The organism is Bradyrhizobium sp. USDA 3397, assembly GCF_054060965.1.
On record NZ_JBSSDS010000001.1, the window covers coordinates 4,062,215 to 4,088,493 of the forward strand.

Here is a 26,279-nt window from a genome sequence, read left to right on the forward strand (position 1 = left end):
CGTACATGTGAACTGAACTGCATCGTCGCGGAAACGATCTTCCTTGCCATTGCAGTGCGGTAGGGTTTTCGAGTTTTTCTATCGGACGGCACTTGCGGCGGATTCGCATCGGCATCATTGTTTAGCCGCCTCGCGGGGCAACGGGCGCCGCGTCTTCTCGTCCTCGGATTTCGAACGCCAGAATGTACAAGCTCTATTCGATGCAACGCTCGGGCAACAGCTACAAGGTCCGCCTTGCGCTGGCGCTGCTCAACCTGCCTTACGAAGCAGTGGAGGTGGACATTCTGCGCGGCGAGAGCCGCACGCCGGATTTCCTGTCCAAGAACCCGTCGGGGCAGGTGCCGCTGCTCGAGGTCGGCGAGGACCGCTATCTCGCCGAGTCCAACGCCATCCTCTGGTACGTTGCCGTCGGCACGCCGCTCGCGCCGGAAAACCGCATCGACCGCGCCGAGGCGCTGCAATGGATGTTCTTCGAGCAGCACGCGCTGGAGCCCAATATCGGCGCGGCCTATTTCTGGCTGTCGCTGGTCAAGGGCGGCCGCGACCTGCAGACCCATTCGCTGGAGGACTGGATGGAGCGCGGCTATGGCGCGCTCCAGGTGATGGAGAACCACCTCAAGACCACCCCCTACTTCGCTGCGCGCCAACTCACGGTCGCCGACATCGCGCTGTACGGCTACACCCACCTCGCCGACCGCTGCGACTTCGACCTCCAGGCCTTCCCGGCGATCCGGGACTGGCTGAAACGCGTCGAAGCCACGCCCGGCTTCGTGACCATGGACTGGCGCCCGGCCGACATCGACGACCCCGCCAGCATCGCCGCGAACGCCTGACGACGCGTCCGCTCCGGCGAATAGCGGGTATAAAGGTAATATTTGCCGCAATCTGGCCATTTTCAGCGCTAAGGCCGCCGCAATCTTGCCGGTTGAAACTGGGAAAATTCTGGAAAGTCGCGGGTGATTCGCTCGCGTGTTGAAGGATTTAGACCATGATGCGGGCGTCCGGCACGGCAGGCTTTCAGAGCCCATCCGCTACCGTCGCGTCTTCCCGGCTCACCCATGCGGTCGCGGCTTCGCTCGCCGTCGCCGCGCTTTCGCTGTGCCTGATCGTCACCCTGACGGTGTTGTCGACCAAGGCGACCATGGCGATGGGCCTGCCGGTCTGATTCCCGTTTCATCCTGGACCAGCCTTCAGGGCGCCGTGCGGCCCGCGCCGACCGGCATCGCGACAGGACGTCGATGAAATCACCTGTGGTAGTCGTTGCAATCACCCTGACTGCGGCCATCCTGGTCGCCTCGCTGCTGATCATCGTCGGCACGCGCAAGGGCACGGGCACGTCGACGCTGCATGCGCCGACGCTGCAGCAGCGCGCGCACATGGTCTAAAATCATCCGAAAGCCTTACGCTTGCGCGCAAGCGCGCCTTAAGCACGCCGCGCGAAATCGCATCGCGGTCACGCAACAATCAGCCAGTGTTGCGGCCTTACCTCGTTCGGAAGGAGCGAGACAGGTCCATGCGGTTCGGATGGCGTGCGATCTCCGGTCCGGCGCTGACGGCAGCGACCCTGCTGCTGGCGATTCTGCTTGATCGCTTCGTCCCCGCGCCCTCGCCCGCCCCGCTGTTCGTCGCCATCGCGGCTCTCGCCGGCGCGCTCGCAGGTCTCGCCTCCGCCGTGACGACCGCGATTGTCGCGGTGATCGGCGGGGCGCTGTTCTTCCTCAACCGCCACGGCGTCTCCGGCCATGGCGCCGCCGATCTGGCGCCGCTCGGCCTCCTGGCCATCACCGTTTTCGGAACCGCCGGCATCACCGGGCTGATGCGCGAGCGGCTGCTCGGCAGTTTCGCGGCCGAGCGCCGCAGCCACGCCATTGCCGCGCGGCTGTCGGCCGCGCTCGACAAGGTCGATATCGGCATCGTGCTGCTCGATGCCGAGACCCGGGCCGAATTCATCAACCGCGCGTTCCGCGACTATTTTGCGGTGCCGGACGAGGTCGCCGAGGCGAAGCCACCCTTCATCGCGCTGATGTATCACGGCCGCGACACCGGCGCGTTCGCGCTGCCCGAGGACGAGCTCGGCACTTTCATCGCGCAGCGCATGGAGATGGTCCGGGTCGGCGATGCCACGCCGATCAACGTCGCGCTGCGCAACGGCGAGGTGCTGCGCTTCGTCTGCACCGCACTCGCCGACGGCGGGCGGATGCTGAGCTACACGCCGGTGACCGACCTCGTGCGCCACACCGATGCGCCGGCGCGCGCCGACTACTACCGCTCGCTGCGCGATCCGACCGGCCGCAAGCTGATCCAGTACTTGCGCGTTGCGGAGTAGAGCGTGTTGAATTCAAGCTCTGCTGGTCGCTGGAGGTTCACCTCTCCCCAGCGGGGAGAGGTCGGATTGCGCAGCAATCCGGGTGAGGGGCCACGGCGTTCACTGAGACCGTAACCCCTCACCCGGATCGCATCTGCGATGCGATCCGACCTCTCCCTTCGGGAGAGGTGAACCGAATTCTGAGCCGGCACCGATTCAACCAATCCCCATCTCCACGCGATTGATCGGCCATACGATCATCACGTATGAAGGGCATCCCTTCATCGCGCACCTCCGAGATCGCGGAAATTCACATGTCGCTCATCATTCGCGCCGTCACCAGGCAGGATTACGATCAATGGCTGCCGCTGTGGGACGGCTACAACGCCTTTTACGGCCGCTCCGGTCCGACCGCGCTCGCGCCCGAGATCACTGGGATGACGTGGCAGCGCTTCTTCGATGCTTATGAGCCGATGCATGCGCTGGTCGCCGAGGACAACGGCCGCCTGATCGGGCTGACGCATTATCTGTTCCATCGCAGCACCACCGCGATCGAGCCGTCCTGCTATTTGCAGGACCTGTTCACATCAGAGGCCGCGCGCGGCAAGGGCGTCGGCTCGGCGCTGATCCATGGCGTCTACGAACGGGCGAAGCTGGCGGGATCGCCGCGCGTCTACTGGCAGACGCACGAGACCAATCTCACGGCGCAGCGCCTGTACGACAAGGTCGCGGAGCGCTCCGGTTTCATCGTCTATCGCAAGATCTTCTGAGTCGTGCCGGGAGCCTGTGGATAACTCCACCTGTCACCCGCGCGTAACACAGCAAGGCTAGGCTGCCCCTGCGTCTGGTCAGGCCCCCCGTCACCGATCATGCGCCCCCAGCGGTCCCCGTCAGTCGCCGCGTCTGACAGGGGCCGCATTTTTTTGCTGGCAGCGCTACTTGGCAGCGTTACTTGGCGCCGCGCCCCACGGTCTGCATCACCTCGAAACCTTCGAACTGGGGATGGCCTAGATAAAGCGGCTTGTTGTCGCCCGCTTTATGATGTGCCGCGCGAAACGCTTCCGACTTGGTCCAGGCCTCAAACGCCGCATAATTCGCCCACACGGTGTGCGAGGCGTACAGCGTGTGGTCCTCGGCTTCCGGCCCGCGCAGCAGGTGAAACTCGACGAAGCCCGGCACCTTGTCGAGATGGGTGTCGCGCGTGAGCCAGACCTGCTCGAAGGCAGCCTCGGAGCCCTTGGCGACGCGAAAGCGGTTCATGGCGATGTACATGGGGTGGTGTCTCCTGATGCTCGGCTCATCATGTCGTCATTCCGGGACGCGCCGCAAGGCGCGGGCCCGGAATCCATTTTTCTGCAGAACGCGTCGAGAGATGGATTCCGGTTCGCGCTCCGCGCGCCCCGGAATGACGGCTTAGCCAACCAGTCCGCGCATCGGCCGTGCTCCTGCGCTGTCGGGGAACACCGTCTCGGCCAGCGCGCGATCGGACAGGCCGAACTGATCCTGCAGCACGCCTTTGATCACCGAGCGCAGATCCGTGGTCGGCTTGAGGTCACGGCCCTCATACAGATTGGCGAGCTTGAGGCCGGGCCAGTCCGCGATCACCCGGCCGCCCTGCACCGCGCCGCCGGCAAGCAAGGCGATCGTGCCGGTGCCGTGATCGGTCCCCTCGGTGCCGTTGATGCGCGCGGTGCGGCCGAACTCGGTGGCGACGACCACGACGGTGTCGCGCCAGCGATCCCTTAGGCCGCTTTCGAATTCGGCGAGCGCCCCGTCGAGGCCGCCGAGCAGGAAGGCGAGACGCCCCACAGGGCCGCCTTCATTGGCATGCGTGTCCCAGCCGTCGAAGGCGAGCGCGGCGATGCGCGGGCCATCATCGGCCGCCATCAGCTTTGCGGCGCCGCGCGCGACCTGCCGCATCTGCGCGACCGCATTGCCGCGCGTCGCTTTCATGTCGTCGCCGCTCGCCGCCTTGTCGAGCTGGAGGCCTTGCGACAGCGCGGAGGCCAAGGCGGGATCGCGGTGGCGGTAGAGCTCGACCAGGCGCATTGCGGTGTCATCATCGGCCTGCGGCAGCGCGACCGGCGCCCAGCCCACGGTGGGCGCGCTGCCGCGCAGCACTAGCGGCGTTGTGGGGCCGACCGCGAGGCCGCTCGACACGCGCTCGCCGCGCGGCAGCGCTTCCAGCGCGCGGTTGAGCCAGCCGGACTGCACGCGGCCCGGGCCGGCATAGCCGCTTTCGAGCACGTCCTGACCGTCGAAATGCGAGCGGTCGCGATAGGGCGTCGCGACCGCGTGGATCACCGCCGCGTGCTTGTCGCGATACATGCGCGCAAACTCCGGCATCGCCGGATGCAGGGCGAAGAACGAGTCGAGCATGATCGCGGGATGCGCCCCGTCGGCGCTGAGCGCGATCGATCCATGCAGGCCGGCATAATCGGGATCGCCGAGCGGCGCGACGGTCGAGAGCCCGTCCAGTGCGCCGCGCAGGATCACCACGATCATTCGCGGATCGCGCCCGTCGGCCGCGCGGGCGAATTTCGGCAGGTAAGCCCAGGCCGCAAAGGACGCGCCGCCGAGCAGGAGACCGCGGCGGGAGGTGAGGAGCCGGTTCTCGACGCAGTCGGTCATCATCATCTCCTCTGCATTTCCGGCGACATCAGCAGCAGCGCCAGCGCCTGCTGCCGCGACTCCGCGCGCTCGATGGTCCGCCGCGTCTCGGCCGAGGCGGCATCGGCGGCGGCGAACTCAAGGAGGTCGAGCGGATCGATGTTGTTGCCAAGCCGCGCGCCGATCTGCGCCGCGATGTCGAGCCTGAGCTTGATGCCTTCCGGCGCGCCCCAGGCGGCATTGCTGTCGGGAAAGCCGTTGGGACCCGGCGGCGACCACAGCGGCTGGCCGAGCAGATTGAGGTTGTTGAGATAGGCGCCGGGATCCTCCGGCACGCGCGCCAGCAGCCGGCCGCTCGCGACCAGGAAATCGTATGGCGAGCGCAGCTTCGTGAGCGGCGCTTTCCATGCTTCCTCGGAATCGACGAGCGTGGTCGCCATCGCCTTGAGATCGCCGTCGGTCTTGACGAAGACGTCGCGCAGGCGCGCAACGAGCGCCGGCGGCGGCTCGTCCGCGACGAAGTGACGGACGAATTTGGTGGCGATGAAACTCGCGGTCGAGGGATGTCGCGCGAGATCGGCGAGCGCGGCTTCGCCCTGTGCGAGGCCGGCCTGATCGTAGGTCTTGCCGAGCAGCACCTGCGGCCCGGGCTGATGCGCATTGGTGTTGAAGACGAAGGAGCCGGGAACCCCGAGCTGCCCTTGCCTGCCGGCAAAGGTCCAGCCGGTGATGATGCGCGCGAGCGAGGTGACGTCGCCTTGGGTGTAGCCGCCGCCGACGCCGAGCGTATGCAGCTCCATGATCTCGCGCGCGAGATTTTCGTTCAGCCCGCGCTTGCGGTTTTGTCCCGCGCGCGAGTCGGGTCCAAGCGATTGCTGGTTGTCGAGGAAGAACAGCATCGCCGGATGCTGCTCGACCGCCCTCAGCATGTCGGCGAAGCGACCGAGCACGTGCGGCCGGATCGCCTCGCGCTCGAACGCGCCGGCCCAGATCCGCGCCAACTCGCCCTTACTGGCAGAGATACAGAAATGATTGGACCAGAACGCGACGAGGCGCTCGGTGAAGCCGCACTCGGCCAGCGTGGCGCGCTGCAGCCGCGCCAGCGCCTCGGCGCGAAAGGTTTTCTGGATGACATTGAGCGGCTGCGGCGCTGGCTTGGCAGCAGGCGGCGCAGCGTTCGGCTGCATGGTCTCCGGCTTCGGTGCGCTGCCTGTGGGCTTCGCATCGGCCATTTGGCCAGTGATCTCTGCCGCTGCATTCAGCGAGAGATTACGGCGCAAGGGCGCGTCCTGATCGGCAGGCGCTAGTGCCGGCGTCTCGGCGGGCGCGGCGGCCTTCGCCGCCTCACGCGCCTGCTTGACCTGGTCCTGATAGGCAAACACGGCCTGCCCGAGCTGCGGCGTCGATTGCAGGCCCGGCGCTTCCAACAGCACGCCATTGGAACGCGAAAGCTCGGCCTTCACGAAGCCGCGCGGGTCGGAGCTTGCGTTGACGAGATCGCCCGATGCACCGCCGCGGGCGCCGAAGCCGAAGCGGTTGAGCGCGACGAGGGCGGCTTGCGAATCGCGGGCCATCGATGATCTGTCCTTCGCGTGTTGCGAGGTGCTTTCCTGCGACGCGGGCGACGCGTAATATACTGCAGCGGCAGATGAACCCGCCCTGAAAATGACGACGAAGCTTCGACGTAGATCATGACAAATCCGAAAGAAATGCCGTCAGCGCCGGCACTTGCGCGCCGTCTCACCTGTTCCCGTTGCGGCAGCGAATTCGGCTGCGATCTCTATGGCAATTGCTGGTGCGCGGAGGAGACGGCAAAACTGCCGATGCCGCTCGAGGGCGAGGACTGCCTGTGCCGGGCGTGCTTGCGGAAAGCGGCGGCGCGTAGCCCGGATGGAGCGCAAGCGTAATCCGGGATTCGTTCCGCTAGCACCGGCCCCGGATTTCGCTACGCTCCATCCGGGCTACGAAGTTTACACCTCGTGCCCCGGCGATTTGCGCGCCAAGCCGTCGAACGCATCCAGCAGCTTTTCGCGCCAGGCATAGATGGGATCATCCGCATCCAGCAGCTTGAACGGGCTGACCATGCGCGCCCATTGGAATCCGCCGAACACGATGTAGTCGGCGTAGTTCGGTGCCTGCCCGCCGAGAAAAGGCTGCGTCTTGAACGTCTGCCGCATGATCTCGAGCGACTTGCGGAACGCGATGACGCCGGCCTCGCGGCCCGCCATGATCTCCTCGAGAGTATTGCCGCCGAAGCGGGCCTCGCGCGACTTGCGGAAATAGGCGGCATCGACCTCATTCAGATTCTTCGGGATGTCGGCGATGATGAGCGGAAAGATGCCGCCCACGATGGCGATGTCGCCCCACGCATTGATCATGCGCGCCATGGCGCGGCCGCCCTCGCCGCCGAACAGCGACGGGCGATCCGGAAAATGGTCCTCGAGATAGTTCGCGATGATCCAGGAATCGACGATCGGCTTGTCGTGATGCATCAGCACCGGGACCTTCTCCGAGCCGTGCGGCGCAATCGCGCTCTTCTCGGTGAAGCGCCAGGGCAGCGATTCCGCTGCAAGGCCCTTGTGCGCGAGCGCCATCCGCGTGCGCCAGCAATACGGGCTGAAGGGGCGCGCTGGATCGGTGCCGACGAGTTCGTAGAGTTTGAGCGACATGGACCAGTGCTCCGTCATTGCGAGCGCAGCGAAGCAATCCAGGCTACCGCTGCAGTGACATTCTGGATTGCTTCGCTTGCGCTCGCAATGACGATGTGGAGAGAGCTGCGCTATGTCTTCTCCCTCTCCCCGTTCTTACGGGGAGAGGGTTGGGGTGAGGGGCTGCCTCCGCAATCACAGTGAGAGACGGACTCGCGGAGACTCCCCCTCACCCGCCACGCTTCGCGTGTCGGCCTCTCCCCGCAGGCGGGGAGAGGCAAAGAAACTACCGCCCGTTGGCGCGCAACAGCCTCTCACCGCCTTCCGTCACCGCGATCACCAGCCCGAGACCTGCAATCGTCTCGCGCGCGACGTAGCCGCGCTCGGCGGCGTCTTCCCAGATGGTGAGGCGCGGGCACGAGGTCTTCCAGGTCGCGATCACCTCGGCATAGGCGCGCGGCTCGCGCGCCACCCATTCGACGAAGTCCAGCACCAGCGGATCGGCCGTCTCGCTCATTGCAAACCTCCCTTGTCGAAGGCAGCCAGAACCGGCGCACGCAGCAACAGCCAGCCGCCGTGGACGATGTAGTAGCAGGCGATGGTGGTGATCAGCTTGTTGGACCAGGCGATGAACTGCTGGTCGGTCATGGCTTCGAGGATGCGCCGCGCCAGCGTGGTGCCGAGCATCGAGGCTGCGATGGCGACGGCAGCGAGCACGGGATCGAGGCCCGCGGCCTGGTCGATGATGCCGCCGAAATAGATCAGCTTGGTGAAATGGCTGACGACCTGGCACATCGCCTTGGTCGCAACCTTCTCGCGCCGGCCGAAATCGCCGCCGAGGAAGAAGGTGTCGAGCAGCGGGCCGGAGACGCCGGTCATCAGCATCAGGCCCATGCAGATCGTGCCGTAGACCGTGCCCTGCCAGAGGCTATCAGGATCCGGCTTGACGTTCGCCGGCAAAAGCCGCGCCATGAACGGGGTGACGCCGAGCAAGAGCAGCGCCGTCGGCTTGTCTGGCACGTAGCGGGTCAGCGACCACGCCGCGAGCGCGACGGCCGCGCCGACCATATAGTTCGCGACCGGCCGCCAGCGGATATGCGCCCGCCACAGGAACGCGCGCCAGCCGTTCGAGGCCATCTGCGTGATCGCATGCAGCACCATCGCGGTCGGCAGCGGCATCAGGGCCAGCAGCACGCCGATCAGGATCAGCCCGCCCGCCATGCCGAACAGCCCCGACAGGAACGCCGTGGCCACCATCAGCAATCCGAGGGCAGCGATCATGATGGGCGTCACGAAAGGATCTCCCGAGGGCGAGTGAGGGACGCGAACTGTTGCACTCCCTCGCCCCACTCGCGGGGAGAGGCAAAGGAGAACGTGCCTCGCTTGCGCCTTTTCCGCAAACTGAGTTATCTTGCCCTGGCATCAGCTTTCCTGAGGGTGATCATTTGCGGCGACTGCTGTTTCTCAACGGCATCAAGGCGTTCGAGGCGGCGGCGCGGACCGGAAGCTTTGCTGCGGCCGGGTTGGAGCTGAGCGTATCGGCGGCCGCCGTCAGCCGCATGGTGCACCTGCTCGAAGAGCGGCTCGGCGTCGCCTTGTTCGAGCGCAAGGCCAACAGGCTCGTGCTGACGCAGGCCGGCCGCGCCTATCAAAGCGGGCTGACCCCGATCTTCGATGCGCTGGCGAGCCTCACGGCGCAGGTGACGGCGCCTGCGAGCGTGCGCGTGCTCACCATCGGCGTCGGCCACACCTTTGCGATGCGCTGGCTGATCCCGCGCCTTTCGGAGTTTCGCAGCGAGGAGCCCGACATCGAGGTGCGCTTCACCACCGGCGGCGCCGCGGTGCCGTTCGGCGAGGACTGGAACTGCGGCATCAAGCTCGGCACCGGCGACTGGCCCGGCCTCGTCGCCGAGCCGCTGTTCGCGGGCGACCTCACCCCCGTCTGCGTGCCTCGCCTTGCCGGAGGATTGAAGCGCCCGGCCGACCTGAAGGGACCGAGCCTGATCCGCGTCGCGCACTCACCCGAGGACTGGCCGATCTGGCTGAAGGCGGCGGGCACGGCTCGGATCAGCGCGCGCGGGCCCGAGTTCCAGTTCTACGGCCAGGCGCTGCAGGCCGCGGCCGACGGGCTCGGCATCGCGATGGGCATCCGCCCCTATATCGACGACGATCTTGCGGCCGGCCGGCTGGTAGCGCCGTTCGACCTGTCAGTGCCCAAGGGCATGCGCTGGTACCTGCTCTATCGCAGCTTCCAGACCGAGCAGCGCGACTTTGCCGCCTTCCGCCGCTGGATCATGCGGGCGGCATCGGAACCCGCCGCCCGGCCGCGCCGGATCGGCCGTGCTGCAGCGCGGAACTGAAGGCGGGCAAAAAAGCCGCCCGCTTGTGAACGGCTTCACATCCCAAAATCCGCAGACGTGGTCTCGTGACCCTCCGAAAAGAAACGTGGGACCTACACTCATGACGACCCTCTACGACGGCTTTGACATCGAATCCTTCGAAGCTGGCAAGGGGCTGTGGCACGCGCGGATCCGCCGGGCCGATCTCAGCCCGGTGGCCATCGACGGCGTGCTGTTTCCGGCCATGGAAGTCGGCTTCGCCTGGCCCGATCGCGATGCCGCGATTGCCGATGCCAAGCACCACATCGATCGTTTTCGGCTGCGGGCCGGCGGCGACGACGAATAGGCGGTCCGCAGGCGGATCAGAGACAGGGCGGCGCAAAGGGGGGAACCGGTATGTCCATCGTCGAAACCGATGCAGCGCAGCCGCGGATCTATGCCCGCGCAGTGCTGTCCAACTGCCCGGAATGCGACAGCGATCTCACGGTGCTCCGTGTGATAGGCGGCCGCGCCGGATGCGAGTACTGGACCATGCGCTGCACTGATTGCGGCGGCATTCATCTCGACATCGTCGAGCCGAATGTCAGCACCGGAGACGACGAGGGGCCGCTGCCGGCGGCGTGAACCGCAAGGCTGCTGCCAACCTGCTGTCAGCAGCCTGCATCGCCACGGGCATTCACCCTTTATTGCGGGGCGGACTCGTCCCATATTCGCCTCATGGCGAAGAAACCTGCATCCTCCGAAAAACCCGGCAAATCCACGAAGACCAAGGCTCCGAACTCGAAGGCACACCGCCCCGACGTGCAGCCGATCGGGCCGGCGCTGGCCGAACTGCTCAATCCCGCGATCAATCGCGGCGATGCGGGCTTGGGATCAGGCACCGGCCTGCAGCCGCCGCCGGACAATTCGCGCGACCGCCGCGCCGGGGGCGAGGCCGCCGCACATCGCGCGCGGGCTTCGACGCCGAAGGAGTTTCCACAAGATGCGGCGCGGCCGATGCCGCTGCGGCCCAATCCGCAGCCGCCGGGCGCCCGTCAGTCGGCTGAGCTCGCCGGGCTGGAGGAGGCGCCGCAGGCCAATTACGGAACCGCGGCCACGATTCCGACGCTCGATCCGGAGCTGGCGCGGCAGCTCGGCCTGCCCACTGAGGAGGACGATGCCGAGGCGCTGGCGCGTCCGCCGCGGTCCAAGATGGAGGCGCTCGGCGTCAAGGCCACCGCGGATGCACTGGAATCGCTGATCCGCGAGGGCCGGCCGGAGTTCCGCAAGGGCGACGGCTCCATGAAGGTGTGGACGCCGCACCGGCCGCCGCGGCCGGAAAAGTCCGAAGGCGGCGTCCGCTTCGAGATCAAGTCGTCCTACGAGCCCAAGGGCGACCAGCCGACCGCAATCGCCGAGCTGGTCGAGGGCATCGAGCGCAACGACCGTTCGCAGGTGCTGCTGGGCGTCACCGGCTCGGGCAAGACCTACACCATGGCCAAGGTGATCGAGGCGACGCAGCGCCCGGCCCTGATCCTGGCGCCGAACAAGACGCTGGCCGCCCAGCTCTATGGCGAGTTCAAGAACTTTTTCCCCGACAACGCAGTCGAGTATTTCGTCAGCTATTACGACTACTACCAGCCGGAAGCGTATGTGCCCCGCACGGACACGTACATCGAAAAGGATTCCTCGATCAACGAGCAGATCGACCGCATGCGCCACTCGGCGACGCGCGCGCTGCTCGAACGCGACGACGTCATCATCGTGGCCTCGGTGTCCTGCATCTACGGTATCGGCTCGGTCGAGACCTACACCGCGATGACCTTCGCGCTGAAGAAGGGCGAGCGCATCGACCAGCGCCAGCTCATCGCCGATCTCGTCGCGCTGCAGTACAAGCGCACCCAGGCCGATTTCACCCGCGGCACGTTTCGCGTGCGCGGCGACGTCATCGACATCTTTCCGGCGCACTATGAAGACCGCGCCTGGCGCGTGAACCTGTTCGGCGACACCATCGAGAATATCGAGGAGTTCGATCCGCTCACCGGCCACAAGCAGGACGAGCTCGAATTCATCAAGATGTACGCCAACTCGCACTACGTGACGCCACGGCCGACGCTGGTGCAGGCGATCAAGTCGATCAAGTTCGAATTGAAGCAGCGGCTCGACCAGCTCAACAACCAGGGCCGCCTGCTGGAGGCGCAGCGGCTGGAGCAGCGCACCACCTTCGACCTCGAGATGATGGAGGCGACGGGCAGCTGCGCCGGCATCGAGAACTATTCGCGCTACCTCACCGGGCGTCGCCCCGGCGAGCCGCCGCCGACGCTGTTCGAATACGTGCCCGACAACGCGCTGATCTTCGCAGACGAGAGCCACGTCACCATCCCGCAGATCGGCGCGATGTTCCGCGGCGACTTCCGCCGCAAGGCGACGCTGGCCGAATACGGCTTCCGCCTGCCGTCCTGCATGGACAACCGCCCGCTCCGCTTCGAGGAATGGGACATGATGCGGCCGCAGACCGTCGCGGTGTCGGCAACCCCGGGCAGCTGGGAGCTGAACGAGAGCGGCGGCGTGTTCGTCGAGCAGGTCATTCGCCCCACGGGACTGATCGATCCTCCCGTCGACATCCGCCCGGCCCGCACGCAGGTCGATGATCTCGTCGGCGAGGTGCGCGCCACCGCGCAAGCGGGCTATCGCTCGCTGATCACGGTCCTCACAAAACGCATGGCGGAGGACCTCACCGAATATCTACACGAGCAGGGCATTCGCGTCCGCTACATGCACTCGGACATCGACACGATCGAGCGCATCGAGATCATCCGCGATTTGCGCCTCGGTGCATTCGACGCGCTGGTCGGCATCAACCTCTTGCGCGAAGGCCTCGACATTCCCGAATGCGCGCTGGTCGCTATCCTCGACGCCGACAAGGAAGGTTTTCTGCGCAGCGAGACCTCGCTGATCCAGACCATCGGCCGCGCCGCGCGCAACGTCGACGGCAAGGTGATCCTCTACGCCGACCAGATGACGGGATCGATGGAGCGCGCCATCGCCGAGACCAACCGCCGCCGCGAGAAGCAGGTCGAGTACAACAACGCCAACGGCATCACGCCGGAGAGCGTGAAGAAGCAGATCGGCGACATCCTCAACTCGGTCTACGAGCGCGACCACGTGCTGATCGAGGTCGGCGGCCACGACATGACCGACGACGTCATCTCGATCGGCCATAATTTCGAAGCCGTGCTCGCCGATCTCGAAACAAGGATGCGCGAGGCCGCGGCCGACCTGAACTTCGAGGAAGCCGCGCGCCTGCGCGACGAAGTCAAGCGCCTGCGCGCCACCGAGCTCGCCGTGGTCGACGACCCCACCGCCAAGCAGCGCGTGGTCGCGGGCAAGGCCGGCGCCTATGCGGGGGCGAAGAAGTATGGCGATGCCGCGAACCTGCCCGTCAGCGCCATGAAGAACAAGAGCGCCGCGACCGCGCTCAAGGCCGGCGGCGGCAAAGGCTCCCGCGTGCACAAGCCGCATCTCGACGAGATGCACGGCCCGGAATCGCTGCCCTATCGCGAGAGCCGCGCGTTGCCGTCAAAGCCGTTCGGCAGCGCCAGCCGCATCATCCAGCCGACGGATTCGCGGCAGTCGGGTCCGGAGTTCGGGCCGGCGCCGAAGTCGACGGGTGGCGCGCCGGGACGGCGCGGGGGGTGGAAGAAGAGGTAGACGCGTAGGTTTATCGGCGACGTTCGTGGTTACCCCCTCACCCCACGCTCGCCGTCACCACCGCCATCACCGACAGCAGCAGCACGATCGTCACCAATTGCAGCGAGGCGACGGGCTGGGTGCGCCATGCCGTGATCTTGTCGGAGAGCGACAGATGGGCCTCGAAGAATTTCGGCTCGTAGACGGTCTTGAACAGGTGCGGGAAACTCGGGCCCAGGGTCACGGCCAGCGTCGCGTGGGCGAGCGAGGCAAATGCGACGAAGATGGCAACGCCGGGGTCGCCGACGAGGTCGTGGTCGCCGCAGAGCTTGAGCAGGAAGGCCGATGTGGCGAAGGTCGGGAAGCTCTGCAGGCTCGCGGTCAGCGCGAGGCCTTCGAGCGCGTTATGCAGGCGGGACTTTCTTGCATTGGCGATGGTGGCCATGGCACGTCTCCCTGATGACATGCCGATGACGGTAGCCACGGCGCCGGTGGGGTGATGTGAGATGGGTCACGCGGGACGGGCCGGCTTCGCTCCACTTGCGGCAAGACTATCGCATATGAGCTGTCGGCCTATGGGCGCCGACTCTCTCCACGTCGTCATGGCCGGGCTTGTCCCGGCCATCCACGCCTTTCACGCAGCACGAAGAACGTGGATGCCCGGGACAAGCCCGGGCATGACGGCCTCTGGCTAATTCAAATGAAGTTTCCGTGCGCCTGTGCTGACGTTGCGCACGGCGCCATGCGCGTTGCGCCCCGCGCAACCGGATAGAGCGCGAATTCGTGCAGCTATCCCGCAATTCAACTTACAGTTGCATATCGTGAACCGAGCATTGCGCTCGTGCGTCAAAACGCATGCAACATCCCTGTGATTTCGCGGATTGCCGGTGCGCGACACCGCGCGTTAGCGTTGCGGAACGCAACGGGGCCGAACGAGGACTGGTGGCAATGACGGTGGAGAAGCTGAATCGCCAACGCGTGGTGCACCTGCTCGATGCCTTCGCGCGCGGCGATATCGAGGCGGCGCTGGCCTGCTGCACCGATGATGTCTATTTCCTCACCCACGCGCCGATCGACGTGCTGCCGCACATGGTACCGCGCCACGGCAAGCAGGAGCTGCGCGAGCTGTGGCAGACGGTCTGGTCGCGCTATTCGGAGGTTCGTTACAAGACGCCGCACATCGTCGCCGAGGGCGAGGCCGTCGCGACGTACATGCACGCTTTTTTCAAGAAGCGCAGCAACGACCGCATCGTGCAGTTCGACATGGCGGTGTTCTACACGTTCCGCGGCGGACTGGTGGCGGAGATGCGCGAGATCATCGATTCCTACGACCTGGTGCAGCAGGTGCTGGAACGGGAGATCGGGCCGCTGATCGCCCGGGCGGACTGAGCGCCGGGACCCGGACAATTACGGGGTTCTATTGTAAATCTCACAAAGAGCGATCAAGTGTGCATTGCGAAAACGTGAATTGCGTTTTGGCCGAAATCTGCTAATTTGTTCGTATACAAATGAGTTGGCCCCGGCGCCCGAGTGCGCATGGGGTTGTTTGCCGTTTTTTCCGTAAAGCCAGCTTCAGGACTGCCCCAAATGACAGAGCACAGCCTCTGGCGTTTCTCGCGCGCGTTGCACCGCGCGATCAACGACCGGCATTTCGCTGATATCGAGGTCCTGATCGACGAGGACGTCGAATGGGCGCTCTACGGCCCGATCGACATGTTTCCGTTCCTCGGCGCGCGCCAGGGCAAGGATGCCGTGCTCGACGTCATCCGCCAGCTCGCCGACAATTTCCAGGTCCGCCGCTTCGACCGCGAGAGCATCATGCTGGGCGTCGATTCCGCCGCCTCGATGGTGCGCTATTCGCTGACGGCGCTGGATTCCAACAAGCCGATCAGCCTGCGCGTGGCGCAGTTCGCCCAGTTCAAGGCCGGCAAGCTAATCAGCATGCGGGTGCTGATCGACACCTTCGACCTGGTCGAGCAGGCACTCGGCCGCGCCATTCATCTGCCGAAGATGACCAGCGTCGGCTAGCGCATGATCCGGCCCCGAAAGGGCCGCGCTAGCGCATAGTGCGAAGCGATTTTCCGAGAAGATCATGTGCAAACAACAACCTGAAGCGCGATGATGATCATCGCGCTTCAGGGGGGACGCCAACGGGCCCCGCTGTTCGGGACCGACGACGAGGCGATCGCGACGTCCTGGCCTCCAGCCCCGCCGGATGCCGTCGCATCACGAGCTCGTCATCGGGCGCGCGCCTCTCGCGCGGCCCGTTGGTTCGCCTTCCCTGGCGAACCGCCACAATTCCGCAACGATAAACCGGCACTTTCAGCGCCGGAATGGCGCATGGTCATTGCGACCGCTATAGTGGGGCGGACAGCATGCGCTGGGGTTCGTGGGCAGGACGATGGAATTCTCGACAGGGTTTGGCTGGACCAGGCTGCCGTTGCTGGCGGCCGCATTCATCTTGGGCTCGGTGCTGACGTTACAGGCACAGATCATTCCGCCCTTCTCCTCACCCGCATCCGACGACGAGGCCGAGGCGGCCGAAGCCCCCGACGTCAATGATCCCGACATCATGAAGGGCATCGACGTCGACAAGCTCGACTGGAGCCAGATCGCGGTCGATGCGGGGACCGGCATCGACCCGATGACCGCCAAGAAGCGCGCGCAGGCCGCCGCCAGGGAAGGCCTCGACTGGTCGTCGAATCCCAATGCCAACGGCTCCTCGGCGGTGACCGTAAAGCAATCGGTGTCCTCGTTCTGGGATACCCGAGTCGGCGCCGACATGACGCTGGCGAGCGAGCCCAGGACGATGTCCGAGCTGCTGGCGCAGAAGGCCACCAACGGCGGCAACCTGCCGCAATCCTCGGGCAGCGCCTGGGCGACGGCAACCGCGCCGGGCGCGGGCGCGATCTGGGACAAGACCGCGGTGGAAGCCAGGGTCGATCCCGGCGCCGAGCACAGCAAGATCGGGGCGACACTGACCAAATCGGTGCCGCTGTCAGGCGACACCTCGCTGACGCTGCAGAATGGCTACAGCGTCAACCAGCAGGGCACCAGTGCGGTCCCCGGCATCGGCGGCCACGTCACGCGCAATTACGAGACCGACCAGAGTGCCAAGGTCACCGTGACCGACACCGGCACCAGCATCGTTGCCGGCCAGACGCTGTCGACCACCGACGATAGATGGCTGCGCAAGCTCGGCGCCGAGCAGAAGCTGTTCGACAACGTCACCGTATCAGGCTCGGTCGGTGAAACCTCGCAAGGCACGCTGAACAAGAGCGTTACGGCGGGCTTCAAGAAGAGCTGGTAGTGTCTTCGCCTCTCCCCGCCTGCGGGGAGAGGCCGAAATTTGCGACAGCAAATTCCGGGTGAGGGGGACTCTCCGCGAGTCCAACTCTCACCGTGATCGCGGAAGCAGCCCCTCACCCCACCCTCTCCCCGTAAGAACGGGGCGAGGGCGTGAAGCACCGGCCGAGCCGCGCATTCACCTCGCACGCGATTCACCCTTCCCTAACCATACGCCACGGCAAAACCCCCGAATGGTCCGGCCTTGCCGCATCTCGGCCCATTTGCGGTCAAAATCGGACGCCCTGATGCGGCCTGCCTCACAGACGTCGTCGTGCGGGGGACACTCGCGCTGCGCTCAACGCGAACAGGGGAATAACGATGAACGCCATGCGTCCGGAAAAGATCGAAGCCACCGAGACCGAGACGGTCGACACCAACCTCGCCGCCGTGACCGAGGTCGAAGCCGGCATCCGCGACTTCGTCCGCAACGACATCGCCTATCTGCGCCGTCCGGCCGCGACCACCACCGACGCCCCGCCGCTCGACCCGAGCGCGGAAGCCACCGTCAACAACGTCAACTCGCTGATCCAGCGCGTCGCCGGCACCTCGCTCGCCGAGATCGAGAATTTGATCTCCGAGCTCGAGAGCCTGCGCGACCTGCTTCACGCCGAAGGCCAGCGCGTCCAGCGCGAGATCTCCGGCTACGCCCAGCTCAGCCAGGCCGCGATGAAGTCGACCCGCATGATCGCCGACAACGTCGCGCAGTGGAAGCGCGCCGCCGACGGCCTGCGCAACAGCTGATCGCCGGCACGAAACGCATCATCGGCCGCCGCGTTCCGGAAGGGACGCGGCGGTTTTGATTTCGAGGGAGGCCTCGTGCCCCGGACGCGATGCGGCACGCAGTGACGCGTCGCAGAGCCGGGGCCCATGTCACAGCATTTCTCCAGCGCGGCCTTCTGGGTCCCAGCTCTGCGCAGCAGCGTTGCACGCTGCAGCGCGTTCGGGACACGAGACTGCCGTTTGAACCCACCGCCGCTCCCGGGCGACAAACGCCAAGCGCCCGTGCCGTCGCGGCCGGGCTCAGGGGGACATTTCAGATGGAAAGCATTCGGCCCGACACCACGGACCCGATCCCGTTGCGGCCCGCGCCGAATCAATTCGGCACGATCATGCTGCGCTTTGTCGGGCTGCTGGCGGTTGCGATCGCCATCCTTGCGTTCGTCTATAGCCGCTGAGCTGCGGCCGGATGCCGGCCGCGATCGTTAACGAATCTTACCGGGCCGCTTCCACGGTCGAGGCTTCCAGCGTGTAGGCGCCATCGGCGTAGCCCTTCGCCACCATGCCCGCGACCAGCATCACGGCCAGCGTCGCGGTCGCGAAGATGAATCCAACAAATTTGAGTGCGCCGCGATCAGCCATGGTCCTCGTCCCCTGTCGTCTGCCTATTCGTTTTCAAATAGACAGCGACAGGTTCATAATTAGTTAGCAACTGACTGGTTCCGCGAAACTGCTTCGCCGTAACCATGTTGCGCAGGCTTATGGCAGCCACCCGGAATCGCGTCCATAGCGCGCGGGCAACACTCGCGCACTCATTTGCCCGTTCATCTTGGAACAGATCTAACCGCCCTCGCGCAGCGGCACGAAGGCGGAGGCGGTGATGGAATAGACCTCCTCGCCGCGCTGGTTGGTGCCGGTGGTGCGGGCCGTCAAAATGCCCCAGCCGGGACGGGAGGCGGAGGCGCGCTTGTCGATGACTTCATTGACGTAAGCGACGGTATCGCCGGCGAGCACCGGCCTGATCCAGCGCAGGTCGCGAAAGCCTGGCGACGGGCCCCACACCGCGACCTCCTCGCCGCGCGAGGCGGCCTCGCGCGCCAGACGCTGGCCGTCGGCGACAAGCAGGCTCATGCAGGCCGAGCCGACATGCCAGCCCGAGGCCGCGAGCCCGCCGAACAGCGAGTTCTTGCCCTCCTCCTCATCGAGGTGAAAGCGCTGCGGATCGAACTTCGCGGCGAAGGTCTTGATCTTTTCCGCCGTGAACGTATAGGCGCCGATCTCGCGACGCTGACCGATCGCGATGTCTTCGAAGAACCGCATCAGGCCGCTCCTTCGCGCCGCTTGATCAGGATCGGCGAGGTCATCTCGGCGAGCGCCTGCCCCGCCGCATTGCGCGCGGTGCATTTGAACTTGACGATGCCGAGCTCAGGTCGGCTCTTCGAGGCCCGCGCTTCCAGGACATCGACGTCGAGCGTGAGATCGTCGCCGGGCCGCAGTGGCGACAGCCAGCGCACCTCGTCGACGCCGGGAGATCCCAGTGACGCGGCGCGCGTGATGAAGCCGTCGGCCATCATCCGCATCATCAGCGAGCACAGGTGCCAGCCCGAACCGGACAGGCCGCGCAGCATGCTCTCAGCTGCTGCCGCCTCGTCGAGATGCATCGGCTGCGGATCGAACTCGGCGGCGAAGGCCAATATCTCGTCGCGGGTGACGTGGCGCGGGCCGAACGTTCCGAACCGGCCAGGCGGGAAATCTTCGAAGGTCAGGGTCATCTCGGGAAAGCTTTGCGGGAATGACAGATTGTGGCCGCACTTTGCGGCAATCTCAACCCGCCGGCCCGCATGGCTCGTGCTACATACTTGAGATCGGCGTTGATTTGAGTCGGATCGATCGACGGCCGAAGCCCGATTTGAAGTCCCGATTTGCCTTGGGGAGAGCAATGTTCTCATTCAGCGACCTGTTCCAATGGGACCGCTTCATCACGCCGACGATCATCAAGACCTTCTACTGGCTGGTGATCGCGCTGATCTGCCTGTTCGGGCTCTCCGGCATCTTCTCAGGGTTGGCTGCGATGGCGATCAGCCCGTTCGGCGGCTTCCTGGTGCTGCTGTCGTCGATCGCCAGCGTCGTGGTCGGCATCGTGTTCTCGCGCATCGTCGCGGAGCTGATCCTGATCGTCTTCCGCATCAACGAGCATCTCGGCGCGATCAGGGACCAGGGATCAGGGATGCGGTGATTCCCGTCATTCCGGGGCGCCTCGAAGAGGCGAGCCCGGAATCCATTGAGCCACAGAACAAGCGTATAGATGGATTCCGGGCTCGCGCTTCGCGCGCCCCGGAATGACCAGCTCCTACGTATTGAACCTGAAATGCATCACGTCGCCGTCGGCGACGACGTAGTCCTTGCCTTCGAGGCGGAGCTTGCCGGCATCGCGGGCGCCGGCTTCGCCGCCGAGCGCGACATAATCGTCATATGCGATGGTCTCGGCGCGGATAAAACCCTTCTCGAAATCGGTGTGGATCACGCCGGCCGCCGCCGGCGCCTTGGTGCCGCGATAGATGGTCCAGGCGCGCGCTTCCTTCGGGCCCACGGTGAAATAGGTGATGAGGTCGAGCAGGGTGTAGCCGGCGCGGATCAGGCGGTCGAGGCCGGCTTCTGCGAGGCCCAAAGTCTCCAGGAAGTCCGCGCGCTCGTCACGCGAGATGGTCGCGATCTCGGATTCGATCTTGGCGGAGATGACGACGGCAACCGCGCCCTCCTTCGCCGCCTGCTCCTCGACCGCCTTGGAGAAGGCGTTGCCGGTGGCGGCCGAGCCTTCCTCGACGTTGCAGACATAGAGCACGGGCTTGGACGACAGCAGGCCGAGCATCGAGAAGGCCCGCTCCTCCTCCGCCTTGCGCTCGACGAGGCGCGCGGGCTTGCCTTCGCGCAAGAGCACCAGGGTGCGGCCCACGAGATCGAGCTGCTCCTTGGCGTCCTTGTCGTTGCCCTTGGCCTTCTTGGTGAGATTGTCGATGCGCTTCTCGAGGCTGTCGAGATCGGCGAGCATCAGCTCGGTCTCGATGGTCTCGATGTCCGCGAGCGGGGCGATCTTGCCTTCGACATGGGTGATGTCGGAATCTTCAAAGCAGCGCACCACATGCGCGATGGCGTCGACCTCGCGGATATTGGCGAGGAACTGGTTGCCGAGGCCTTCGCCCTTGGAGGCGCCGCGCACGAGGCCGGCGATGTCGACGAAGGTCAGCCGGGTCGGGATGATCTGGCCCGACTTGGCGATCGCGGCGAGCTTGTCGAGCCTGGGATCGGGCACGGCGACCTCGCCGACATTCGGCTCGATGGTGCAGAACGGATAGTTCGCGGCCTGCGCCGCGGCCGTCTCGGTCAGCGCATTGAACAAGGTCGACTTGCCGACATTGGGCAATCCGACGATCCCGCATTTGAATCCCATGGTGGTCCTGGCCTCCGCGCTCCGCGCGTCAATATCTTCCGAACTCGTCATGCGCGGGCTTGACCCGCGCATCCATCTTCTTCGAACGATGGATCGCCGGATCAAGTCCGGCGATGACCGGTGTTATTCCTTGCCGTTCTCGTCCTTGGTCAAAAACCCCTTCGCCTGCATGGCCAGATGCACCCTGTTGGCGAAGGTCGCGTCCGTGCCCTTGGCAAGCAGCGCGGCGTGCTCGGCCACCGCATCGCAGAGCGTCGTCACCCATTCGTTGTCGGCCTTGGCGAAGTCCGACAGCACATGGCCGTGCACCAGCTCCTTGACGCCGGGATGACCGATGCCGAGCCGGACCCGGCGATAATCGTTGCCGACATGCGCCGAGATCGAGCGCAGGCCGTTGTGGCCGGCGATGCCGCCGCCGATCTTCACCCGCACCTTGCCCGGCGGCAGCTCGAGCTCGTCGTGGAACACGGTGGTGTCGCCCGCGGCGATCTTGAAGAAGCTCGCCGCTTCCTGAACGCTGCGGCCGGACTCGTTCATGTAGGTCGTGGGCTTGAGCAGGATCACGCGCTCGGTGCCGAGCGCACCTTCCGAGGTCTCGCCCTGAAAGCGGCGGCGCCACGGCGCAAAGCCATGACGCCGCGCGATCTCATCGACGGCCATGAAGCCGATATTGTGCCGGTTACGTGCGTATTTCGCGCCGGGATTGCCGAGCCCAACAAAGAGTCGCATGACGCGGCGCGCCCCCCGCTCGGCGCGCGGTCAAGGACCGCGCGCCAGCTTCGAGAGATTACTTCTTCTTGTCGCCGCCGGCGGGAGCCTTGGCAGCAGCGGCAGGAGCAGCAGCCGGTGCCGCAGCACCAGCGGCCGGAGCAGCCGCAGCGCCCGGGGCCGCACCAGCAGCGGCAGCCGCAGCAGCGGCCTTCTGCTCTTCGGCGTAACCGGACGGCGGAACGATGGTGACGAGGGTCGCGTCCTCGCGGGTCAGCGCCTTGACGCCGGCCGGCAGCTTGACGTCGGCCAGATGCAGGGAGTGACCGATCTCGAGCGAGCCGACATCGGCCTCGATGTACTGCGGGATGCTCTCGACGCCGCATTCGAGCTCGATCGCGTGCGCGACGATGTTGACGGTGCCGCCGCGCTTCACGCCCGGAGAGGTTTCCGCCTTCACCACGTGCAGGGGAACGCTGATGCGGATGGTGGCGCCTTCGCCCAGCCGCATGAAGTCGACATGGATCGGGAAGTCCTTGACCGGGTCGAGGTGGTAGTCGCGCGGAATGACGCGGTGCTTCTTGCCCTCGAGGTCGATGTCGACCAGCGTGGTCAGGAACCGGCCGGCAAGGATGCGCTGGCGCAGTTCACGATCCTCGATCGAGATCGTCAGCGGGGGCTGGTTGTTGCCGTAGATCACTCCGGGCACTCGCCCGGCGCGACGCTCAGCCCGGGCGGCCCCCTTGCCGCTCTTCGGACGTGCGGTCGCCTTCAATTCCTTGACGGTCGTCGCCATGTCGTTAAGTCCTTGTTTTTGCAAAAGTTAATGGGCCGCAAGGCGGCCCATGGCATGGTCCACAGCAAGCCTCCAGGGGTGCGGGGGCCGCGGACGTGGCGGGCTTTTACCCGGAAGCTGCGGAAATGACAAGGAGAATGGGCTGGCGGGCGGTTTCCACCCTCCCCTGGAGGGGGAGGGTCGGCTCATATGGAGCGTAGCGAAATGTGAGCCGGGGTGGGGTGACAGTCTCTCCACCGAGGCGGTGCCGAGTGGAGAGATCACCCCACCCGGCGCTGCGCGCCGACCCTCCCCCTCCAGGGGAGGGACAGAGAGAACCGCGCTTTACGACGTCGGGGTCCCCCCGAGCTTTGCCTCCAGCGCGGCGACCCGCGCCTTCAGGGCTTCGTTCTCCTCACGCGCCAGGCGCGCCATGTCCTTGACCGCCTCGAACTCCTCGCGCTTGACGAGATCCATGTCGCGCAGGAATTTTTCGGCCTGGCTGCGCATCACGGAATCGAACTCGCGCTTGACGCCCTGGGCAGCACCGGCGGCGTCGTTCATCAGGCGGCCGATCTCGTCGAAAAACCGGTTATTGGTCTGGGTCATTGTGGGCCTCCGATAAACTTTGCGCGACCTCGCGGAAAGACAATGGCAATCCGAGGGGGCCGGTTCAAGAGCGAAGCGGCGGTATCCTTGTCACGCGCCGGTTTCCTTGCAATCGTATTCAACGTCCCTGCATAAGAGGAATCACGGGGCGTCTGCCGGCGCCGACCGCCGCGATTCCGCTTGGACACAGAAGGCGCGATGCCGTTTTTGCTCATCGACTTCCCCGCCTTCAACCCGATCGCGCTCGAGATCGGTCCGTTCGCGATCAAATGGTATGCCCTGGCCTATATCTGCGGCATCGTATTCGGCTGGCTTTATGCCCGCGCGCTGCTGAAGAGCGAACGCGTGTGGGGCGGACCCGCGCCGATCTCGCTGCTTCAGATCGATGACTTCATCCTGTGGGTCACGCTCGGCATCATCCTCGGCGGCCGCGCCGGCTACGTGCTGTTCTACAACCTGCCCTTCTTCATCGATCATCCCGCCGCGATCTTTAAGTTGTGGGAGGGCGGGATGTCGTTCCACGGCGGCTTCCTCGGCTGCGTCGTCGCGGTGATGTGGTTCGCCTACCGCAATGGCATCTCGATCCTGTCGCTCGGCGACATCACCACCGCGGTCGCCCCGGTCGGACTCTTGCTCGGACGCATCGCCAATTTCATCAACGGCGAATTGTGGGGCCGCGCCACCGACCCGAGCCTGCCCTGGGCGATCATCTTCCCCAACGATCCCACGCAGTTGCCGCGGCATCCAAGCCAGCTCTACCAAGCCGGCATGGAGGGCATCCTGCTGTTCACCGTGCTGGCGATCATGATCCGGTTCGGCGCCTTGAAGCGCCCCGGCATGATCCTCGGCGCCTTCATCCTGGTCTATGGCCTGGCCCGCATCGCCGGGGAGCATTTCCGCGAGCCGGACGCGCAGCTCGGTTTTCTCTGGGGCGGATTAACCATGGGCATGCTGCTGTCGATCCCGATGCTTATCGTCGGCCTCATACTTATTGTATTGGCAGTGAGGCGCGGTGCGCTGACGCCCGTCGAGGCCATTCGTTAATTCATTTCGAGAAGATCGCCGTGACCGACCAGCCGCTGCTCAACGAGATCAAGGCGCTGATCAAATCTTCCGGGCCGATGCCGGTCTGGCGGTACATGGAACTGTGCCTGATGCATCCGCGCTACGGCTATTACGTCTCGCGCGATCCGCTCGGGCGCGAGGGCGACTTCACGACGGCGCCCGAAGTCAGCCAGATGTTCGGCGAGCTGTTGGGGTTGTGGACCGCCTCGGTCTGGAAGCAGATGGGCTCGCCGCAATTCCTGCGGCTGATCGAGCTCGGCCCCGGCCGCGGCACCATGATGGCGGATGCGCTGCGCGCGCTCCGCGTGCTGCCCCCGCTCTACCAGGCGCTCCACATCCACATGGTCGAGGTCAATCCCGTGTTGCGGGACCGGCAGAGCGCGACGCTCGCCAACGTGCGCAACATCGCCTGGCACGACAGCATCGACGAGGTGCCGGAGGGCCCCAGCATCATCCTCGCCAACGAATATTTCGACGTGCTGCCGATTCACCAGATGGTTCGGCTCGAGAACGGCTGGCACGAGCGCGTGATCGAGATCGATCCCAACGGCAAGCTTCAGTTCGGCGCGGCGCCGGAGCCGACGCCGCGCTTCGACGTGCTGCTGCCGCCCTTGGTGCGTACCGCGCCCATCGGCGCCGTGTTCGAGTGGCGTCCTGACGGCGAGATCATGAAGCTTGCCACGCGCGTGCGCGACCAGGACGGCGCGGCGCTCATCATCGATTACGGTCACCTGCGCAGCGACGCCGGCGACACGTTCCAGGCGATTGCGCGCCACACCTTCGCCGATCCATTGAAGGCGCCGGGCCAGGCCGACGTCACCGCCCATGTCGACTTCCAGGCGCTGGCGCGCGCGGCCGAGGATGTCGGCGCGCGCGTGCATGGGCCGGTCACGCAAGGCGACTTCCTCAAGCGGATCGGCATTGATACCCGCGCCGCCGCCCTGATGCAGAAAGCTGCGCCCGACGTTGCCACCGACATTTCGGTGGCGCTCAAGCGCCTGACCGATACCGGGCGTGGCGGCATGGGTTCGATGTTCAAGGTGCTCGGCATCTCCGAGCCGCGGCTGACGGGCCTTGCCGGCCTCAGCGATCTGGAACAGGCAGGAGAGGCCTCATGACGATAGCTTCGTCGCTGCTGTCGGCCGTGCCCGGCCTGCGCCATGCCTTCTTCACCCGCGAAGGCGGCGTCTCCGGCGGCATTTATTCCGCGCTGAACGGCGGACTCGGCTCCAACGACGATCAGGCCCTGGTCGCCGAGAACCGCCGCCGCATGGCCGAGCATGTCGGCGTTGCGCCCGAGCGCTTCCTCAGCCTGCACCAGATCCATTCGCCCGACGTGCTGGTTGCCGAGGCACCGTGGCCGAGCGGGCCGCGACCAAAAGGCGACGCGCTGGTCACGAAGACGCCAGGCATCGCGCTCGGCGTCTCCACCGCCGATTGCGGGCCGGTGTTGTTCGTGGATCCCCAGGCGCGCGTGATCGGTGGCGCGCATGCGGGGTGGAAGGGCGCACTGACGGGCGTGCTGGAATCCACCATCGCGGCGATGGAGCAGCTCGGCGCCACGCGCGGCGGCATCATCGCCGCGATCGGCCCGTTGATCCGCCAGGACAGCTACGAGGTCGGCAACGAGTTCGTCGCGCGCTTCATCGAACAGGATGCGGAGAACGTTGTGTTCTTCATCCCCTCGGTGCGCGAGGGCCACGCGATGTTCGATCTCGCCGGCTTCATCCGCAAGCGGCTGGAGGCCGCCGGCATCCTGATGATCGACGATCTCGGCCTCGACACCTATTCCGACGAGCGCTTCTTCAGCTATCGCCGTTCGGTGCACCGCAAGGAGCCGGATTACGGCCGCCACGTTCACGCGATTGCGCTGGAGGGATGAGGCCTCGCGCCCCGGACGCGGTGCAGCACGTAAGTGATGTGCCGCTGAGCCGGGGCCCATGTCTCTGCAATCTCAATCTCGGCGGCAATCTGGGTCCCGGCTCAGCGCAGCGGCACTGCGCGCCGCAGCGCGTCCGGGACACAGGGGCAACCCCGT

33 protein-coding genes are annotated in these 26,279 nt (G+C 65.7%); 19 read left to right on the forward strand and 14 right to left on the reverse strand.

Features of this window, described 5'->3' with window-relative positions:
- The first annotated feature begins 182 nt into the window (after positions 1-182).
- From ACVWYQ_RS18595 to ACVWYQ_RS18615, 5 genes are all read left to right on the forward strand, one after another.
- Positions 183-833 (forward strand): glutathione S-transferase family protein, encoded by a 651-nt coding sequence (locus ACVWYQ_RS18595; RefSeq protein WP_404543968.1) that lies wholly within the window; start codon positions 183-185, stop codon positions 831-833.
- 155 nt (positions 834-988) lie between these two features.
- Positions 989-1,165, forward strand: coding sequence for a hypothetical protein (locus tag ACVWYQ_RS18600; RefSeq protein WP_162832045.1), 177 nt, complete (start codon positions 989-991; stop codon positions 1,163-1,165).
- 73 nt (positions 1,166-1,238) lie between these two features.
- Entirely contained in the window at positions 1,239-1,385 is a 147-nt protein-coding gene (locus ACVWYQ_RS18605) for a hypothetical protein (protein ID WP_271538982.1), read from the forward strand.
- A gap of 128 nt (positions 1,386-1,513) precedes the next feature.
- Entirely contained in the window at positions 1,514-2,326 is an 813-nt protein-coding gene (locus ACVWYQ_RS18610; protein ID WP_404543970.1) for a PAS-domain containing protein, read from the forward strand.
- Between the two features lie 293 nt (positions 2,327-2,619).
- Entirely contained in the window at positions 2,620-3,075 is a 456-nt protein-coding gene (locus ACVWYQ_RS18615) for a GNAT family N-acetyltransferase (protein ID WP_404543973.1), read from the forward strand.
- Between the two features lie 178 nt (positions 3,076-3,253).
- On the opposite strand, the gene ACVWYQ_RS18620 is transcribed toward ACVWYQ_RS18615, so the two are convergent.
- The 3 genes from ACVWYQ_RS18620 to ACVWYQ_RS18630 all read right to left on the reverse strand — a co-directional run bounded on the left by ACVWYQ_RS18620 (position 3,254) and on the right by ACVWYQ_RS18630 (position 6,489).
- A complete protein-coding gene (locus ACVWYQ_RS18620; protein ID WP_036009456.1) occupies positions 3,254-3,577 on the reverse strand; it encodes an antibiotic biosynthesis monooxygenase family protein in 324 nt (107 codons plus the stop codon).
- A 141-nt stretch (positions 3,578-3,718) separates the two neighbouring features.
- The gene (locus tag ACVWYQ_RS18625) at positions 3,719-4,936 is read right to left on the reverse strand and encodes a DUF1501 domain-containing protein (protein WP_404543975.1); all 1,218 of its coding nucleotides are present in this window, start codon (positions 4,934-4,936) and stop codon (positions 3,719-3,721) included.
- 2 nt (positions 4,937-4,938) lie between these two features.
- Entirely contained in the window at positions 4,939-6,489 is a 1,551-nt protein-coding gene (locus tag ACVWYQ_RS18630) for a DUF1800 domain-containing protein (RefSeq protein ID WP_404543977.1), read from the reverse strand.
- A 117-nt stretch (positions 6,490-6,606) separates the two neighbouring features.
- Between ACVWYQ_RS18630 and ACVWYQ_RS18635 the strand changes: the two genes are divergently transcribed.
- Positions 6,607-6,822, forward strand: a complete 216-nt coding sequence (locus tag ACVWYQ_RS18635; protein ID WP_404543979.1) for a hypothetical protein — start codon at positions 6,607-6,609, stop codon at positions 6,820-6,822.
- A gap of 63 nt (positions 6,823-6,885) precedes the next feature.
- On the opposite strand, the gene ACVWYQ_RS18640 is transcribed toward ACVWYQ_RS18635, so the two are convergent.
- From ACVWYQ_RS18640 to ACVWYQ_RS18650, 3 genes are all read right to left on the reverse strand, one after another.
- Entirely contained in the window at positions 6,886-7,584 is a 699-nt protein-coding gene (locus ACVWYQ_RS18640; protein ID WP_404543982.1) for a glutathione S-transferase family protein, read from the reverse strand.
- Positions 7,585-7,849: 265 nt separating this feature from the next.
- The gene (locus ACVWYQ_RS18645; protein WP_128264786.1) at positions 7,850-8,080 is read right to left on the reverse strand and encodes a hypothetical protein; all 231 of its coding nucleotides are present in this window, start codon (positions 8,078-8,080) and stop codon (positions 7,850-7,852) included.
- Positions 8,077-8,856: a sulfite exporter TauE/SafE family protein gene (locus ACVWYQ_RS18650; RefSeq protein WP_271538998.1), complete on the reverse strand. Its 780-nt coding sequence runs from the start codon at positions 8,854-8,856 to the stop codon at positions 8,077-8,079. Before ACVWYQ_RS18650 ends, ACVWYQ_RS18645 begins: the two co-directional genes overlap by 4 nt.
- A gap of 152 nt (positions 8,857-9,008) precedes the next feature.
- Between ACVWYQ_RS18650 and ACVWYQ_RS18655 the strand changes: the two genes are divergently transcribed.
- From ACVWYQ_RS18655 to uvrB, 4 genes are all read left to right on the forward strand, one after another.
- Positions 9,009-9,923 carry a LysR substrate-binding domain-containing protein gene (locus ACVWYQ_RS18655; RefSeq protein ID WP_157286545.1) on the forward strand — a complete coding sequence of 305 codons (915 nt, stop codon included), beginning with the start codon at positions 9,009-9,011 and terminating at the stop codon, positions 9,921-9,923.
- Positions 9,924-10,023: 100 nt separating this feature from the next.
- On the forward strand, positions 10,024-10,248 hold the full coding sequence (locus tag ACVWYQ_RS18660; protein ID WP_157286544.1) for a hypothetical protein: 225 nt from the start codon (positions 10,024-10,026) through the stop codon (positions 10,246-10,248).
- A 50-nt stretch (positions 10,249-10,298) separates the two neighbouring features.
- On the forward strand, positions 10,299-10,526 hold the full coding sequence (locus ACVWYQ_RS18665) for a hypothetical protein (RefSeq protein WP_271539002.1): 228 nt from the start codon (positions 10,299-10,301) through the stop codon (positions 10,524-10,526).
- 93 nt (positions 10,527-10,619) lie between these two features.
- Positions 10,620-13,592 (forward strand): excinuclease ABC subunit UvrB, encoded by a 2,973-nt coding sequence (uvrB, locus tag ACVWYQ_RS18670; RefSeq protein WP_271539004.1) that lies wholly within the window; start codon positions 10,620-10,622, stop codon positions 13,590-13,592.
- Between the two features lie 37 nt (positions 13,593-13,629).
- Here uvrB and ACVWYQ_RS18675 read toward each other — a convergent pair whose 3' ends face one another.
- Positions 13,630-14,016, reverse strand: a complete 387-nt coding sequence (locus tag ACVWYQ_RS18675) for a hypothetical protein (protein WP_157286541.1) — start codon at positions 14,014-14,016, stop codon at positions 13,630-13,632.
- A 503-nt stretch (positions 14,017-14,519) separates the two neighbouring features.
- On the opposite strand from ACVWYQ_RS18675, the gene ACVWYQ_RS18680 reads away from it, so the two are divergent.
- From ACVWYQ_RS18680 to ACVWYQ_RS18700, 5 genes are all read left to right on the forward strand, one after another.
- Positions 14,520-14,960, forward strand: a complete 441-nt coding sequence (locus ACVWYQ_RS18680) for a nuclear transport factor 2 family protein (RefSeq protein ID WP_271539815.1) — start codon at positions 14,520-14,522, stop codon at positions 14,958-14,960.
- A gap of 198 nt (positions 14,961-15,158) precedes the next feature.
- Positions 15,159-15,599, forward strand: coding sequence for a nuclear transport factor 2 family protein (locus ACVWYQ_RS18685; protein ID WP_271539006.1), 441 nt, complete (start codon positions 15,159-15,161; stop codon positions 15,597-15,599).
- A 373-nt stretch (positions 15,600-15,972) separates the two neighbouring features.
- The gene (locus tag ACVWYQ_RS18690) at positions 15,973-16,881 is read left to right on the forward strand and encodes a hypothetical protein (RefSeq protein WP_456726254.1); all 909 of its coding nucleotides are present in this window, start codon (positions 15,973-15,975) and stop codon (positions 16,879-16,881) included.
- Positions 16,882-17,237: 356 nt separating this feature from the next.
- On the forward strand, positions 17,238-17,660 hold the full coding sequence (locus ACVWYQ_RS18695) for a hypothetical protein (protein ID WP_036009414.1): 423 nt from the start codon (positions 17,238-17,240) through the stop codon (positions 17,658-17,660).
- Between the two features lie 296 nt (positions 17,661-17,956).
- On the forward strand, positions 17,957-18,094 hold the full coding sequence (locus ACVWYQ_RS18700) for a hypothetical protein (protein ID WP_007614812.1): 138 nt from the start codon (positions 17,957-17,959) through the stop codon (positions 18,092-18,094).
- A 37-nt stretch (positions 18,095-18,131) separates the two neighbouring features.
- Here ACVWYQ_RS18700 and ACVWYQ_RS18705 read toward each other — a convergent pair whose 3' ends face one another.
- The 3 genes from ACVWYQ_RS18705 to ACVWYQ_RS18715 all read right to left on the reverse strand — a co-directional run bounded on the left by ACVWYQ_RS18705 (position 18,132) and on the right by ACVWYQ_RS18715 (position 19,408).
- The gene (locus ACVWYQ_RS18705; protein WP_198399945.1) at positions 18,132-18,278 is read right to left on the reverse strand and encodes a hypothetical protein; all 147 of its coding nucleotides are present in this window, start codon (positions 18,276-18,278) and stop codon (positions 18,132-18,134) included.
- A 198-nt stretch (positions 18,279-18,476) separates the two neighbouring features.
- Positions 18,477-18,956, reverse strand: coding sequence for a MaoC family dehydratase (locus ACVWYQ_RS18710; RefSeq protein WP_157286537.1), 480 nt, complete (start codon positions 18,954-18,956; stop codon positions 18,477-18,479).
- Positions 18,956-19,408 carry a MaoC family dehydratase gene (locus tag ACVWYQ_RS18715; protein ID WP_036027191.1) on the reverse strand — a complete coding sequence of 151 codons (453 nt, stop codon included), beginning with the start codon at positions 19,406-19,408 and terminating at the stop codon, positions 18,956-18,958. Before ACVWYQ_RS18715 ends, ACVWYQ_RS18710 begins: the two co-directional genes overlap by 1 nt.
- 167 nt (positions 19,409-19,575) lie before the next feature.
- Here ACVWYQ_RS18715 and ACVWYQ_RS18720 point away from each other — a divergent pair, with 167 nt between their 5' ends.
- Positions 19,576-19,872 carry a DUF4282 domain-containing protein gene (locus ACVWYQ_RS18720; RefSeq protein ID WP_028134403.1) on the forward strand — a complete coding sequence of 99 codons (297 nt, stop codon included), beginning with the start codon at positions 19,576-19,578 and terminating at the stop codon, positions 19,870-19,872.
- Positions 19,873-19,986: 114 nt separating this feature from the next.
- Here the strand turns inward: ACVWYQ_RS18720 and ychF are convergent, their stop codons facing one another.
- The 4 genes from ychF to ACVWYQ_RS18740 all read right to left on the reverse strand — a co-directional run bounded on the left by ychF (position 19,987) and on the right by ACVWYQ_RS18740 (position 23,176).
- Complete coding sequence (ychF, locus tag ACVWYQ_RS18725) at positions 19,987-21,084, reverse strand: redox-regulated ATPase YchF (RefSeq protein ID WP_404543991.1); 1,098 nt, start codon at positions 21,082-21,084, stop codon at positions 19,987-19,989.
- 123 nt (positions 21,085-21,207) lie between these two features.
- On the reverse strand, positions 21,208-21,813 hold the full coding sequence (pth, locus tag ACVWYQ_RS18730) for an aminoacyl-tRNA hydrolase (RefSeq protein ID WP_271539016.1): 606 nt from the start codon (positions 21,811-21,813) through the stop codon (positions 21,208-21,210).
- Positions 21,814-21,871: 58 nt separating this feature from the next.
- The gene (locus tag ACVWYQ_RS18735; RefSeq protein ID WP_057027685.1) at positions 21,872-22,588 is read right to left on the reverse strand and encodes a 50S ribosomal protein L25/general stress protein Ctc; all 717 of its coding nucleotides are present in this window, start codon (positions 22,586-22,588) and stop codon (positions 21,872-21,874) included.
- 324 nt (positions 22,589-22,912) lie between these two features.
- Complete coding sequence (locus ACVWYQ_RS18740; RefSeq protein ID WP_404543992.1) at positions 22,913-23,176, reverse strand: accessory factor UbiK family protein; 264 nt, start codon at positions 23,174-23,176, stop codon at positions 22,913-22,915.
- Positions 23,177-23,374: 198 nt separating this feature from the next.
- Here ACVWYQ_RS18740 and lgt point away from each other — a divergent pair, with 198 nt between their 5' ends.
- From lgt to pgeF, 3 genes are read left to right on the forward strand one after another with little or no spacing between them, the layout of a single operon-like run.
- A complete protein-coding gene (gene lgt / locus ACVWYQ_RS18745) occupies positions 23,375-24,220 on the forward strand; it encodes a prolipoprotein diacylglyceryl transferase (protein ID WP_404543994.1) in 846 nt (281 codons plus the stop codon).
- Between the two features lie 20 nt (positions 24,221-24,240).
- Positions 24,241-25,359: a class I SAM-dependent methyltransferase gene (locus ACVWYQ_RS18750; RefSeq protein WP_404543995.1), complete on the forward strand. Its 1,119-nt coding sequence runs from the start codon at positions 24,241-24,243 to the stop codon at positions 25,357-25,359.
- Positions 25,356-26,123, forward strand: a complete 768-nt coding sequence (gene pgeF / locus ACVWYQ_RS18755) for a peptidoglycan editing factor PgeF (protein WP_271539025.1) — start codon at positions 25,356-25,358, stop codon at positions 26,121-26,123. Before ACVWYQ_RS18750 ends, pgeF begins: the two co-directional genes overlap by 4 nt.
- The last annotated feature ends 156 nt before the right edge of the window (positions 26,124-26,279 follow it).